The sequence below is a fragment of the Herbaspirillum sp. AP02 genome (genome assembly GCF_015767275.1).
Lineage (GTDB): Bacteria > Pseudomonadota > Gammaproteobacteria > Burkholderiales > Burkholderiaceae_D > Herbaspirillum.
In genome coordinates, this window is sequence record NZ_JADWMY010000015.1 from 38,998 (window position 1) to 52,380 (window position 13,383).

At 64.1% G+C, this 13,383-nt stretch carries 11 protein-coding genes; 1 reads left to right on the plus strand and 10 read right to left on the minus strand.

Annotated features, from left to right (window positions below; translation table 11 throughout):
* Positions 1–42 precede the first annotated feature (42 nt).
* The 10 genes from I5R65_RS22460 to I5R65_RS22505 form a co-directional block, all read right to left on the minus strand.
* Positions 43–798, minus strand: a complete 756-nt coding sequence (locus I5R65_RS22460) for an ABC transporter ATP-binding protein (RefSeq protein ID WP_180671200.1) — start codon at positions 796–798, stop codon at positions 43–45.
* Positions 795–2,591 (minus strand): ATP-binding cassette domain-containing protein, encoded by a 1,797-nt coding sequence (locus I5R65_RS22465; RefSeq protein ID WP_180671199.1) that lies wholly within the window; start codon positions 2,589–2,591, stop codon positions 795–797. The genes I5R65_RS22460 and I5R65_RS22465 overlap by 4 nt, the downstream gene beginning before the upstream one ends.
* A complete protein-coding gene (locus tag I5R65_RS22470) occupies positions 2,588–3,628 on the minus strand; it encodes a branched-chain amino acid ABC transporter permease (RefSeq protein WP_180671198.1) in 1,041 nt (346 codons plus the stop codon). The genes I5R65_RS22465 and I5R65_RS22470 overlap by 4 nt, the downstream gene beginning before the upstream one ends.
* A gap of 87 nt (positions 3,629–3,715) precedes the next feature.
* Positions 3,716–4,861, minus strand: a complete 1,146-nt coding sequence (locus I5R65_RS22475; protein WP_180671197.1) for an ABC transporter substrate-binding protein — start codon at positions 4,859–4,861, stop codon at positions 3,716–3,718.
* Between the two features lie 94 nt (positions 4,862–4,955).
* The gene (locus I5R65_RS22480; protein ID WP_180671196.1) at positions 4,956–5,375 is read right to left on the minus strand and encodes a thioesterase family protein; all 420 of its coding nucleotides are present in this window, start codon (positions 5,373–5,375) and stop codon (positions 4,956–4,958) included.
* Between the two features lie 10 nt (positions 5,376–5,385).
* Positions 5,386–6,150 carry an SDR family NAD(P)-dependent oxidoreductase gene (locus tag I5R65_RS22485; RefSeq protein ID WP_180671195.1) on the minus strand — a complete coding sequence of 255 codons (765 nt, stop codon included), beginning with the start codon at positions 6,148–6,150 and terminating at the stop codon, positions 5,386–5,388.
* Positions 6,151–6,169: 19 nt separating this feature from the next.
* A complete protein-coding gene (locus I5R65_RS22490; RefSeq protein WP_180671194.1) occupies positions 6,170–7,423 on the minus strand; it encodes a thiolase family protein in 1,254 nt (417 codons plus the stop codon).
* Positions 7,424–7,436: 13 nt separating this feature from the next.
* Positions 7,437–9,299, minus strand: a complete 1,863-nt coding sequence (locus tag I5R65_RS22495; protein ID WP_180671193.1) for a feruloyl-CoA synthase — start codon at positions 9,297–9,299, stop codon at positions 7,437–7,439.
* 108 nt (positions 9,300–9,407) lie between these two features.
* Complete coding sequence (locus I5R65_RS22500) at positions 9,408–10,187, minus strand: crotonase/enoyl-CoA hydratase family protein (protein WP_180671192.1); 780 nt, start codon at positions 10,185–10,187, stop codon at positions 9,408–9,410.
* Between the two features lie 303 nt (positions 10,188–10,490).
* On the minus strand, positions 10,491–11,666 hold the full coding sequence (locus I5R65_RS22505) for an ABC transporter substrate-binding protein (RefSeq protein ID WP_180671191.1): 1,176 nt from the start codon (positions 11,664–11,666) through the stop codon (positions 10,491–10,493).
* 564 nt (positions 11,667–12,230) lie between these two features.
* On the opposite strand from I5R65_RS22505, the gene I5R65_RS22510 reads away from it, so the two are divergent.
* A complete protein-coding gene (locus I5R65_RS22510) occupies positions 12,231–13,343 on the plus strand; it encodes a porin (RefSeq protein WP_180671190.1) in 1,113 nt (370 codons plus the stop codon).
* The last annotated feature ends 40 nt before the right edge of the window (positions 13,344–13,383 follow it).

A 13,383-nucleotide genomic window follows, 5' to 3' on the forward strand; every position in this document is an offset into this window, starting at 1 on the left:
CTATGTTGTCGGGTCATGCGATGGTGCAGAAAACGTCACCGCTCAGGAAGCTGCCATCGCTTCTGCCTCAGTCTTCTTGCCAAAGCCTAGGTAGGCCTGGATCACCTGCGGATCGCCGGCCAGCCGTGCCGATTCGCCCTGCATGCTGACCTTGCCCAGCTCCAGCACGTAACCGTAGTCGGCCGTCTGCAGCGCGGCGCGCGCGTTCTGCTCCACCAGCAGCACCGAGATACCTGCGGTGCGCAGTTCGGAGACGATCTGCAGGATTTCCTTGACGATGCGCGGCGCCAGTCCCAGGCTGGGTTCGTCCAGCATCAGCAGTTCCGGCTTGGCCATCATGGCGCGACCAATGGCCAGCATCTGGCGCTCGCCACCCGAGAGCGTGCCGGCCAGCTGGCTGCGCCGTTCCTTCAGGCGCGGGAATAATTCGAAGACCGTGGCGAGCTGATCCATCGGCTGTGCCTGCCGCAAGCGCAGGCGGCGAAAGCCGCCCAGCAGAAGATTGTCTTCCACGCTCATGCTGGAAAAGAGTTCGCGTCGCTCCGGCACCAGCGCGATACCGGCCATGACGCGCTGCTCCAGCGTCCAGCGCTCTACCGCCCGGCCGTGATAGCGCACCGTTCCCTGCGCCGGCAACACTCCCATGATGGCGTTGAGCAAGGTCGACTTGCCTGCGCCATTGGGGCCGATCACGGTGGCGATACTGCCGCGTTCGAGCCTGAGGTCAATATCGTGCAGCGCCTGCACCTTGCCATAGCTTGCGCGCAGTTGCGCGACTTCGAGGACCAGTTCGCTCATTCGATTCCACCCAGGTAGGCTTCGATTACGGCCGGATGCCGCTGGATTTCCTGCGGCGTGCCCTCGGCGATCTTGGCGCCGAATTCCATCACCACGATGTGGTCGGTCAGTTCCATGACGAATTCCATGTCGTGTTCCACCAGCAGGATGCTCATGCCGTCAGCGCGCAACTCCTGCAATACCTTGGACAGCGCCTGCTTCTCTAGATGTCGCAAGCCGGCGGCGGGCTCGTCCAGCAGCAGCAGCAGCGGGTCGCAGCAGAGCGCGCGGGCAATTTCCAGGATGCGTTGCTGGCCCAGCGCCAGGTTGCCGGCCTGCTCGTGCATCAGGTGCTGCAGGCCGACGCGATGCAGGGCGCGCGCGGCCTCGTCCAGCAAGGCCTTCTCTTCAACGCGTTCCAGGTGCAGCATGGCATTGACCGTATTGCGCAGGAAGCCCTGCTGGCTGCGCATGTGCGCGCCCAGCGCCACGTTCTCCAGCACCGACATGCCCGGCAGCAGGCGCACGTGCTGGAAGGTACGGGCAATTCCCAGGCGGGCGATGGCGCGGGCCGGCAGGCCGGCGATGTCGCGCCCATTGAAGCTCACGCGCCCGCCGCTGGCGTGTAGCAGGCCCGTGACCAGATTGAAGGTGGTCGACTTGCCCGCACCATTGGGACCGATCAGCCCGACGATCTCGCCGGCCTTGACGTTGAAGGACACATCGTTGACCGCCACCAGCCCGCCGAAGCGTTTGTTGATCTGGTCCACCTGCAACAGCGGTGCGCCGCGTGCCGGTCCCGATCGCCTGTCCATGGGCGCGGCGCTGGCCACGCGCAGCGGCTGCGGCGCCGGCGGGAAGGCGCGCAGCCACAGGGCGCGCACCCAGGGCCACAAGCCGCCACGGGCGTACTTCAGCAGCACGATCAGGATCAGCCCGAAGACGATGGTTTCATAACTGCCGGCGTCACCCAGCAACGCCGGCAACAACACCTGCAACTGGTCCGACAGCAGCTTGAGCACGCCCGCGCCCAGCAGCGCGCCCCAGATATGGGCGATGCCACCGACCACCACGATGAACAGGTATTCGATACCCATTGCCAGGCTGAACGGCGAGGGATTGACCGTGCGCTGCATGTGCGCGAACAGCCAGCCCGAGACCGATGCCAGCAGCGCCGCGAAGACGAAGACCAGGATCTTGTAGCGTCCGGTATCCACGCCCATGGCCTCGGCCATCGAGCGGCCACCCTTGAGGGCGCGGATGGCGCGGCCGGCGCGTGAATCCAGCAGGTTCAGCGAGACCCAGGCCGCGGCCAGCACGATCGCCCAGATCAGGTAGTAGAGGTGGCGTTCGCCAGCCAGGTCCAGGCCCGCCAGTTGCAATGGTGGAATGCCGGAAATGCCGTCGTACTTGCCCAGCCAGTCCACCTTGCCGAACAGGAAGTACAGGCTGATACCCCAGGCAATGGTCGCCAGCGGCAGGTAGTGACCGGACATGCGCAAGGTGATGCGGCCGAGCACATAGGCCGATACGCCGGTGACCAACAGGCCCAGCGGCAGCGTCAACCAGGGCGACACGCCGTGCGCGGTGGTGAGATAGGAGGTGGTGTAGGCCCCCATGCCGACGAAAGCCGCCTGGCCGAAGGACGTCATGCCGCCGATGCCGGTCAGCAGCACCAGACCAATGGCGACCAAAGCGTACAGGCCGATGTAGTTGGCCTGGATCACCCAGAACTGTGGCGTGGGCAGCACCGGGAAGAGTGCCAGCACCACCAGCAGCACGTAAAGCGGGAGTCGTTTATTGATCATGCTCATTCCTCGTCCTCGTCATGCGCCGGTGTCACCAGCGAGCGCCACAGCAGGATGGGCAGCAGGGCCATGAAGACGATCACTTCCTTGAAGTCGCTGGCCCAGAAGGAGCTGAAGGATTCCAGCAGCCCCACCAGCAGGGCGCCCCCCGCGGCCGCCGGGAAACTCGCCAGCGCACCGATGGTGGCGGCGACGAATCCCTTCAGCCCGATCAGGAAACCCGAGTCATAAAAGATGGTGCTCATCGGGCCGATCAGCACGCCCGACAGAGCACCGATAAACGCTGCCACGGCAAAGGACAGTTTGCCGGCTAGCGTCGTGGAGATTCCCATGAGCCGCGCACCCAGGCGATTCACCGCCGTGGCGCGCAGCGCCTTGCCATACAGTGTGCGGCCGGAAAACAGCCACAGCGCCAACAGCAGTGCCAGTGCGGCGAACACCACCACCAGTGTCTGCGCACTCAAGGTGAGCGAGGCGATGTTCCAGCGCTCATCCCAGAAGGCCGGCGTGCGGAAGCCCTCGGCCCCGAAGAACACCAGTCCCAGCCCGGTCATCGCCAGGTGGATGCCGACCGAGACGATCAGCAGTTGCAGTACGCTGGCATCGGCCAGCGACTCGAACACCACCTGGTACATCAACGGCCCCAGTGCGGTAATCAGCAGCAGCGTCAGCAGTACCTGCACCGGCAGCGGAAACTGCTGCGGCGCAGCCCACCAGACCAACGCAGCCACCGCCAGCGGCAAGCCCAGGGTGCCCAGCAACGCACGCGGCAGCAGTGCTGCCTGCCCCGAGCGCAGCAGCGCAAGGGTCTGCATGGCCGCCGCGCAGACCGCCAGCACCAGCAGTAGCCACAGCGGCCCGGGGCGCTGGCCTTGCTGCAGCATGGCCAGGGTCAAGGCGCCATAGGCGACGAATTCACCCTGCGGAATGAAGAGAATGCGGGTGACCGTAAACACCAGCACCAGTGCAATGGCGATGAGGCCATAGACGATGCCGTTGGTCAGGCCATCCAGGGTGAGGATGGCGGCAATCGAAGAATCCATGAGTAGTCAGCAAAACAGGCAAATTCCACGGAACAACGGCGACACGGTCTGCAATCAAGCCGTGCCGCCGCAACGGTTGGCACAGCGTCAGGGATTGACCGCCTTCCAGTTGCCATTCTGGATGGTCAGCATGATGCGGGCATCGTCACCCAGACCGAAGTGATCCTTGGGCGAGTAATTCAGCGTGCCCTGCGAAATCTGGATCGGACCGGCGTTTTCCAGCGCCTCCTTCAGGGCGGTGCGGAAGGCCTGGGTGCCGGGTTTGGCCTTCTTCAGGGCCTCCGGCACCACCTTCTGCAACACCAGCTGGGCATCGTAGGTATGGGCCGCGAACAGGTTGCGGGTGCCGGCGCCAAATTGCTTTTCGTAGCGCGTGACGAAGTCCATGGCCAGCTTCTTGGAAGGATTGCTGTCCGGCAGGGCCTCCGGCACCACCGCCGGGCCGGAGATGACGTAGGAACCTTCCACATCCTTGCCACCCAGGCGGATCAGGTCGCGCGAGGCGGCGCTATGGGTCTGGAAGATCTTGCCCTTGTAGCCGCGCTCGATGAGCGCCTTGTGCGGCATGGCCGCGCCGCTGCCCGAGGCCACCACCAGCACCGCATCCGGGTTGGAACTGACCACCCGCAGAGCCTGCGCCGTTACGCTGGTGTCAGCCCGGGAGAAGCGCTCCACCGTGCCCACCTTGATGCCGGCGGTGTTCGCCAGGCGTTGCACTTCCTTCAACCAGTTCTCGCCATAGGAGTCCGAGTAGCCGAGGAAGCCCACGGTCTTCACCCCCAGCTTCTTCATCTGCTCCACCACGCCACCGGCCATCACGGCGGTCGATTGCGGCAGGCGGAAGGTCCAGGCATCCTTGCCCTCGGCTGTTTCGATGGGAGAGATGGCCAATTGCACGGTCTGGGTTTCCAGCGCGACGTCGGCGATGGCCAGCGTGGGCGGCACGGCGGCCGAGCCGATGATCAGGTCGACCTTGTCTTCGGCCACCAGGCGGCGCGCATTCTTGCTGGCCTGGGTGGGATCGGTGGCGTCATCGAGGATGATGAGCTTGACCTTTTCTCCGCCGATGGTCTCCGGCCACAGGGCGAAGCCGTTCTTGGCCGGAATGCCCAGCCCCGAACCCGGGCCGGTCAGCGACATCACCACGCCGATGGTCAGTTCGGCATGGGCCATTGCGGAACAGGCCAGCATGGAAGCCAGTACCCCTGCCTTGATTGCCAGTTTCATCTTCATCTCCGTCTCCTTGTATTTGTCATCGAGTGATCGATGTATGACGGGCGGGCATGGACGCCGCGCCTCGTTTGTTACCTGATCTGCTGATTCCCGTCTAGCTGCACATTTCCCTGATGTCCTGCGGAATGGCGATGGCCTTGATGCGGTTCGGATCCTCCGGATGGCGGATCGCAAACACCCGGGTGTCACGTCCTTCGCACAGCAGCTCGCCATCGCGTTTCAATTCGTGGCGCATCACGAAGGTCTTGTCGTTCCATTCGATGATGGTGGAGTGCACCTCCACCTGGTCGCCGTAGGTGGCCGGACGCACGAAGCGCGAACTGATGTCCACCACCGGCGTGCCGATGATGCCGCGGGTCTTTTCGGTCTCGCGCCAGGGCGGCACTCCGCACTGGTGGAAGAAATTGCGGGAGGCTGCGTCATACCAGCGGAAGAAATTGGGAAAGAACACGATGCCGGCCGGATCGCAATCACCGAATTCCACGCGCACCGTATAGATGATGGTCTTGCTCATGTCGCTCTCCTCAACGCGGCGCCAGCCGCAGTGCGCCATCCAGGCGGATCACTTCGCCGTTGAGCGACAGGTTGGTGGCGATATGCAGCGCCAGTTGCGCATACTCTTCGGCCTTGCCCAGACGTTTTGGGAAGGGGATGCTCGAGGCCAGCGACTGCTGTACTTCGTCCGGCAGCTTGTAGAGCAGGGGCGTGAGGAACAGACCCGGTGCAATGGTGACCACGCGGATGCCGTATTGCGCCAGGTCGCGTGCCAGTGGCAGCGTCATGGCGGTGATGCCGCCCTTGGAGGCCGCATAGCCGGCCTGTCCGACCTGGCCGTCGAAAGCCGCCACCGAGGCGGTGGCCACGATCACGCCGCGTTCGCCGTCTTCCAGCGCATCGGTTGCGGCCATGCGGGCGGCCGCCAGGCGGATCACGTTGAAGGTGCCGATCAGGTTGACGTTGATGATGCGGCTGAAGTCCTCCAGCGGTATGGCGCTGCCGTCCTTGCCGACCATCCGTTTGGCGCCGCCGATGCCGGCACAGTTGATCAGGATGCGCGGCACGCCATTGGCTTGTTGCGCAGCGTCCAGCGCAGCCTCGACCGAGGCGCTGTCGGTGATGTCGCAGCGTGCGGCGTGGCAATTCAATTCGGCCGCCAGCGCCTGTGCCGCCTCGACGTTCACGTCGAGGATGGAAACGCGGGCGCCGGCGCGCACCAGCTGGCGCACGGTCTCGGCCCCGAGGCCGGAGGCGCCGCCGGTGACCAGTGCGGCTTGTCCTTGCAGTTGCATGGTAAAAGTCCTTCTCGATTCAGTGGGAAGCCGCCGGGTTTTCCAGCAGCAGGGCAATGCCCTGGCCACCGCCGATGCAGGCCGAGGCGATGCTGTAGCGGGCTTCCCGACGATTCATTTCGCGTGCCGCCGTGATCGACAGGCGCACGCCGGTGGCTGCCAGCGGGTGACCCAGGGCGATGGCGCCGCCATTGACGTTGAGGCGTTCGCGATCGATGCCCAGTTCACGCTCCACCGCCACGATCTGCGCGCCCTGCGCTTCGTTGATCTCGAAGCAGCCGATGTCGGCCACCGTCAGGCCATTGCGTTCCAGCAGCGTGCGGATGGCCGGCACCGGGCCGATGCCCATGATCTCCGGCGGCACACCGGCCACGGCAGCGGCGACCACGCGGGCCAGCGGCGTCTTGTCATGACGCCGCAGATAGTCGCCGGAGGCGACGATGGTGGCCGCCGCCGCATCGACCAGCGCCGAACTGTTGCCGCCGGTCTGCACGCCATTCGGGTAGAGGGTGCGCAGCTTGGCCAGCACGTCCACCGGCGACGGGCGCGGATGGGTGTCGGCGGCTGCTTCGGTGAGCTTGCCTTGCAGCTTGATGTGACGGTCGTGGTAGCCCTCCAGGTGGAAGGTCTCGTTGACCACCGGCACGATCTCGCCCGCATGGAAACCGGCGGCCTGCGCCTTCAATGCGCGCTCGAAGGAATAGGCGGCGTAGGCATCGACCTCGGTGCGGGTGATGCCATATTTCCTGGCCAGGTTTTCGGCGGTCTGCGGCATGGTGATGCCGGGTGCCGGGTCGACCAGCGCTTCCCACATGTAGTCCTGGAATTCCACCGGTGCGCCCAGCCTGAAGCCACTGCGATGGGCGAAGGCGACGATGGGATTACGGGTCATCGACTCGCTGCCCACGATCAGGGCGGTCTCGGTATAGCCGCGTTCGATCTGGTCGCCAGCCTGGCGGATCAGTTCGAAACCGGTGCCGCAGATGCGCTGGACCATGATGGCCGGGGTGGTGATCGGCACGCCGGCGTACAGGCCGATATGACGCGGCAGCATGTACTGATAGGCGTCGCCCGGGGCCATGTTGCCGGCGATGACCGAGCCGATGTCGGCAGCCGCCACGCCGGTGCGTGCCAGCACCTCGCGGGCCACCTTGATGCCCATGTCGGTGGGCGAGAGCTGGCTGAAGCTGGTGCAATAGTCGACCATGGGCGTGCGTACGCCGCCGATGAGCCAGATATCCTTGAAGCTGGAGTAGAACGCTGTCTGTGCCATGTGCGATGCTTCCTCAGTGAGCGGTTGTGAGCGCGGCCTGTGCCGTCAGCAAGTCCGGATCGGTGCCGGCGTACAGCGCCTCGACCAGCGCGGCGCGGTGGGTCAGTACCGAACGCTGGTTGATGGATCCCTTGTCGGTGATCTCGCCACGGTCGAAGGAGGGCGGGTCAATCAGCACCAGTGCCCGCATCACGCGATTGGAACTGCCGGTGGCATGCGTCTGCAGGCGGTCCAGCACACCCTGGAAAAAACCGCGCACGGCCGGTGCTGACAGGACCTCGGCGCGCGACGCTTCCGCCGGCAGGCGCGCCAGTTGGCGGCAGCGTTCGATGTTGGGGACGATCAGCATGCCGACCTCGTTGCGGTCCTGGCCGGTGATGACGGCATCCTGCAGGTAGGGCGCGCCCTCATGGGCGATCAGTGCACGCAGCGGACCGACGCTGACCCAGGTGCCGGTGTAGAGCTTGAAGTCCTCCGCCACCCGGCCGTCGAACATGAAGCCGCGATCCGGGTGGGCCGCATCGAGCCAGCGCACCGCGTCGCCGGAGCGGAAGTAAGCCTCCTCGTCGAAGGCCTCGGCAGTCTGTTCCGGCGCGCGCCAGTAGCCGGGTGTGACATTGGGGCCGCGATAGCGGATTTCGATCTTGTCGCCATTGGGGACCAGCTTGATTTCCATGCCCGGCGTGGGAATGCCGATCTGGCCCGCCTTGACCTGGTGATCCACCACGAACAGGGCCGAGGGCGACGTCTCCGTCATGCCCAGCCCGCAGGACATCACGATGCGCTCGCCGCAGGTGGCCTCGGCGGTGGCGTGCAGCTTGTCCCACACCGGTTGCGCCAGTGCCGCGCCGGCATAGAACTGCATGCGCAGGCGGCTGTAGAAGGTGTGGCGCAGGGCCTCGTCCTTTTCCAGCGCATGGGCAATCCCTTCCCAGCCCACCGGCACGTTGAAGTAGACGGTGGGTGCAATCTCGCGCAGATTGGCCAGGGTGGTGGCCAGTCCTTGCGGGGTCGGCTTGCCTTCATCGATGTACATGGTGCCGCCGTTGTAGAGCACGATGCCCACGTTATGGTTGGCACCGAAGGTATGGTTCCAGGGCAGCCAGTCGATCAGGATGGGCGGCTCCTCGCCCAGGAAGGGGAAGGTCTGTACGATCATCTGCAGGTTGCTGCACATCATGCGCTGGGTGTTGATCACCGCCTTGGGCATCTTGGTCGAGCCCGAAGTGAACAGGAACTTGACGATGGTGTCCGGCCCGGTGGCGGCATAGGCACGTTCGACCTCGTCGCCGGCACGGGTGGCGTCGAGCTCGGCGAAGAGCGTGCATGCGCGCCCTGGTGGCGGCGCTTCGGTGACCACGAATTCGATCTCCGGCGCCACTGCCGCGACGGCAGCCGCGAACTTCTCGCCATGGGCGGCGAAGATCAGGCCGGGCGTGAGCAACTGCACCGCGTGGCGCAGCTTGGCGTAATCCTTGGAGAGCAGCGAATACGCCGACGACACCGGTGCATAAGGTACGCCCGCGTAATGGCAACCCAGCACCAGCATGGCATGTTCCAGGTCATTCTCGGACAGGATCAGCAGCGGACGTTCGGCCGACAATCCCCGCTGCAGCAGCGCCTGGCCGATGCGGCGCGCACTCTGCAGGGCCTGGCCGTAGCTGATGCGGCGCCATTGGCCGTCCTGGTCGCGGCGGGCCATGTAGGTGCGCTCGGGATCGACCGTGGCCCAGTGGATCAGCTTGTCGGTCAGGCGCGCCGGATAGTCCTGCAGTGGCTGGCGCGTCCTGACGATGGAGGTGCCGTCAGTGCCGGCGACGACGTCAACGCCGCCGATGCCGAACCTGACGCTGCGATAGCGAGGTGGAGTGTTCATACCTGTCTCTGTTGTCTGGCCGCCCGATCGTGGTCGGGTGCCGGTTGTTATGTACTGCGCTGTACTACTGACTTTCTGGTCCTGCCCTGGCCGCTGTGTCGTATGTGCTCAGCCCGGCCTGACCTTGTTCTGCTTGTGATCGAGGAAGGCTGCCAGTCGACCCTTGGTATCCGGATCGCTGCCGGCCACCGCCGCCATCAGGGATTCGGTCATCAGGCCATCCTGGATCGACTGGTCGTGGATGCGCGGCAGTACGTGCATGACGCCGTAGTTGGTCATCGGCGCGTTGCCGGCGATGCGTTCGGCCAGCTCACGCGCCTTGTCCAGGCCGGCGCCGGCGGCCACGCTGTATTGCGAGATGCCGGCCTGGTGACCCTCTTCGGCGTTCAGCACGCGCCCGGTCAGCATCATGTCGGCCATCCGTGCCACACCGATCAGACGCGAGATGCGCACCGAGCCGCCGCCACCGACGAAGAGACCGCGCTGCCCTTCCGGCAGGCCGTAGAAGGCGCTCGGTTCGGCCACCCGGATGTGGGCGGCCGCTGCCAGCTCCAGGCCGCCACCGATGACTGCGCCGTGCAGCACGGCGATCACCGGCACCCGGCCGAAGCCGATCTGTTCAAAAGCGGCATGCCACATGCGCGAGTGGTGCATGGATTCGCTGGTGTCGCGTGTGCGCAGTTCGGACAGATCCAGTCCGGCACAGAAGTGCTCGCCCTTGCCGTGGACGATGGCGACCTTCACGCCCTCCGGCAGATTCTCGAAGCAGTCGCGGATGGCGCGTACCAGCGGGTCGTTGAGTGCATTGCGTTTGGCGGCGCGGTTGAGTGCGATCTCGGCGATGGCGCCGTGAACTTGGATGTCGAGGAGGTCGCTGTGCTGGTTCATGCTGTCTCTGGTCATGCCCGTAGGGTTTTTGAAATTAGTTATAAGTTATAACGTTTATTTAGTATAAGTAAGATGGATGCAAAAGCAAGCGCCATCTGTGTTGTGTCTGGTGCGTTATTCGTAAAACCGGGCGGTAGTCGAACATATTTTTATGTGTCCCGCCCGTGCATCGATGCTGCGTTGCGGTCCCGGGGCGCGGTTTTTTGCGAGGGGTGCAGCGCCAGCCTGCATGCCGTGGGCACGCCCAAAGAAAAACGCCGGTGTGCAGTGCATCACCGGCGTTTCCCGAGGGGGTGGTGAGGCTTACTTTCCTGTGTCCTTCATGTTCTCGAACTTGTCGAACTCGACGTTGTAGGCCTCGTTGCCGATCTTTTCGACCTTGCGCACGTAGACCGTCTGCACGATGTCGCGGGTGGCCGGATCGATGGCGATCGGACCACGCGGGCTCATGAACTTCATGGTCTTGAGGATGGCCATGGCCTTGTCGCCATCGATCTTGCCATTGAGCTTCTTGCTGACCTCGTAGATCGCATTCATGCCGTCATAGGCCGCCACGGCCATGAAGTTGGGGCGGCCGGCACCAGGATTGGCGGCGGCGAAGCTTTTCAGGAAATCCTTGTTCTCCGGTGAATCATGCGCGGCCGAATAGTGGAAGGTGGTGATCACGCCCAGCGTGGCGTCGCCCATGGCGGGCATGACGTGATCGTCGGTCAGGTCACCGGTGGCAATCACCTTGATGCCAGCCTCGGCCAGGCCGCGCTCACGATACCCCTTCATGAACGCAATGCTCTGCTCGCCGGCCGGCACGAAGATGAACACCGCCTCCGGCTTGGCGTCCTTGATGCGCTGGATGTAGGGCGCGAACTCCGGATTGCGCAGCGGCACCCGGATCGATTCCAGTACCTGGCCACCGCCGCCCAGCAGGTTGGTCTTGAAGGCGGTCTCGGCATCGATGCCCGGGCCGTAATCGGCCACCAGCGTGACCACCCGCTTGATGCCGTTCTTCAGCGCCCAGGTCGCCATGGGGCCCGACACCTGCGGCAGCGTCATCGAGAAGCGGGCGATGTAGTTGGACTTGGTGGTGATGACCGAGGTGGCGGCGTTCATGATGATCATCGGTTTCTTGGCCTGCTCCGCAATCGGCGCCACGGCCAGCGCTTCCGGCGTGAGGCCGAAGCCGGCCAGGAAGTCCACCTTGTCGCGCACCACCAGCTCCTGCGCCAGGCGCTTGGCGATCTCGGGCGCCGGACCGGTGGTGTCCTTGATGATGATCTGCACCTTCTTGCCCGCGACCTGATCGCCGTGCTGCGCCATCCACGCCTTGATGCCGCCCTCCATCTGTTTGCCGTAGTCGGCGAAGGGGCCGGAGAAGGCCGCGACCAGGCCGACCTTGATGGTTTCCTCGGCCTGCGCGGCGACACCCGTCATGAGCTGGGAAGTCGCCAGCAGGGCCAGCAACGCAATTTTCTTGAACGTCATTTTTCAGTCTCCTTTGTGATTGTGGTGAGGGGGCGATGGGCAGGCGGTTCTGGTGCCGTCGTGATTGTCTCATCGCCAGTCCGACTGTTGCACTCGGACGACGCATCGTTTTCCCTTCCTCGGCTCGCCTTGTTGACAAAGCTTCGGTGCCGACAATAGTATCGCACCATCCGTTCGGTAAACAAACCGATGTGCGGTAACCGAACGGCCAATAAAAGTTATAAAAAATAAGCAACGAGACGAATCTTTCTGCGACGCCCGCTTGGTGGCGTCGACCAGCTCGTATTTTGTGAGGCGACACAAATAGTGTCCGCCAGTAAATATGCCGATGGCCTGGACCATGGGGCAGGGGCATTTTTACGCCCGCGCCTGGCCAGCTTGCCGCGGTGGCATCGAAGAATTCGCAAGAGCAACACCCGCAATATCGGCAACATCGGAGGGACTGACGGTATTGGAAGTGACCCGGCCCGGCGAGCGGCGAATCGTCGGAGAGCGTCAGCAGGACGGCGCACTCCGGCAGCAGACCGGCCAATCATCATTCATGGAAATCAGGAGGAGATCGCAATGACAAAGAAAATGACCTTGCGCGCAGTGGCCCTGGCCGCGGCAGCGTGTGCTTGTGCAGGTACGGCCGGTTCGGCGCTGGCCCAGAGTTCGGTAACCATCTACGGTATCGTCGATACCGGCGTGGTCTACACCACCAATGCCAACGCCAATGGCAATTCGGTGTTCAAGATGCCGTCGCTGACCGGCAGCTTCCCCTCACGCATCGGCTTCAAGGGAACGGAAGACCTCGGCGGCGGCCTGCAGGCGATGTTCGTGCTGGAAAGCGGCTTCGCGCCAGACACGGGTTCGATGGGACAAGGCAACCGCATTTTCGGCCGTCAATCCTACGTCGGCCTGAAGGGTGACTGGGGCCAGATCATGCTGGGACGCCAGGTCAACATGACCTATCTGTCGCAGTTGAAGACCGACGTCATGGGGCCCAACATCTTCGCCATCGGTAGCATCGATGCCTATCTGCCCAATGCCCGTAGCGACAACGCCATCGGCTACCTCGGCAGCTTCAGCGGCTTCACCATCGGCGCGACCTACAGCTTCGGTCGCGACACCTCGGCCACCGGCGGACCGGCAGCGACCAACTGCGCCGGTGAAGTGGCCGGCAACAGCAAGGCCTGCCGCCAGGTCACCGGTCTTCTGGGATATGACGGCAAGGGCTGGGGCGTGACCAGTTCCTACGACATCCTGTATGGCAATACCGGTGCCAGCGGCGGTCTCACCAGCAGCAGCAACAGCGACCAGCGCATCACGCTCAACGGCTATTTCATGATCGGTGACGTCAAGCTGGGCGGCGGTGTGGTGGATCGCCGCACGCGCGCGGCCGCCAACGTCAATACCGATTCCGATCTCTACTACCTGGGCGTGAGCTATCCGCTGTCCGTGGCCCTGGTGCTGGATGCACAGGTGTCGCGCCTGTCGGTGAAGAACAGCCCCAACGATGTCACGCTGTCGGTGGCACGTCTGACCTACAACCTGTCCAAGCGCACCGCGCTGTACACCTCGCTGGGTTACATCAAGAATGGCGGCACTGCAGCGGTGGCCATCGATGCAGGTGGCACCGTGGGGGCGGGCAAGAACCAGCTGGGGGTGATGTCGGGCATCCGTCACACCTTCTGAGTGAGGTCGCTGGAACGCTCTTGAGGAGGATGGCGCGCCC

What these genes read in the sequence shown, in the direction of transcription:
- I5R65_RS22460 (WP_180671200.1), bottom strand. Translation starts at nt 798, where the DNA reads ATGAGCGAACTGGTCCTCGAAGTCGCGCAACTGCGCGCAAGCTATGGC.
- I5R65_RS22465 (WP_180671199.1), bottom strand. Translation starts at nt 2,591, where the DNA reads ATGAGCATGATCAATAAACGACTCCCGCTTTACGTGCTGCTGGTGGTG.
- I5R65_RS22470 (WP_180671198.1), bottom strand. Translation starts at nt 3,628, where the DNA reads ATGGATTCTTCGATTGCCGCCATCCTCACCCTGGATGGCCTGACCAAC.
- I5R65_RS22475 (WP_180671197.1), bottom strand. Translation starts at nt 4,861, where the DNA reads ATGAAGATGAAACTGGCAATCAAGGCAGGGGTACTGGCTTCCATGCTG.
- I5R65_RS22480 (WP_180671196.1), bottom strand. Translation starts at nt 5,375, where the DNA reads ATGAGCAAGACCATCATCTATACGGTGCGCGTGGAATTCGGTGATTGC.
- I5R65_RS22485 (WP_180671195.1), bottom strand. Translation starts at nt 6,150, where the DNA reads ATGCAACTGCAAGGACAAGCCGCACTGGTCACCGGCGGCGCCTCCGGC.
- I5R65_RS22490 (WP_180671194.1), bottom strand. Translation starts at nt 7,423, where the DNA reads ATGGCACAGACAGCGTTCTACTCCAGCTTCAAGGATATCTGGCTCATC.
- I5R65_RS22495 (WP_180671193.1), bottom strand. Translation starts at nt 9,299, where the DNA reads ATGAACACTCCACCTCGCTATCGCAGCGTCAGGTTCGGCATCGGCGGC.
- I5R65_RS22500 (WP_180671192.1), bottom strand. Translation starts at nt 10,187, where the DNA reads ATGAACCAGCACAGCGACCTCCTCGACATCCAAGTTCACGGCGCCATC.
- I5R65_RS22505 (WP_180671191.1), bottom strand. Translation starts at nt 11,666, where the DNA reads ATGACGTTCAAGAAAATTGCGTTGCTGGCCCTGCTGGCGACTTCCCAG.
- I5R65_RS22510 (WP_180671190.1), top strand. Translation starts at nt 12,231, where the DNA reads ATGACAAAGAAAATGACCTTGCGCGCAGTGGCCCTGGCCGCGGCAGCG.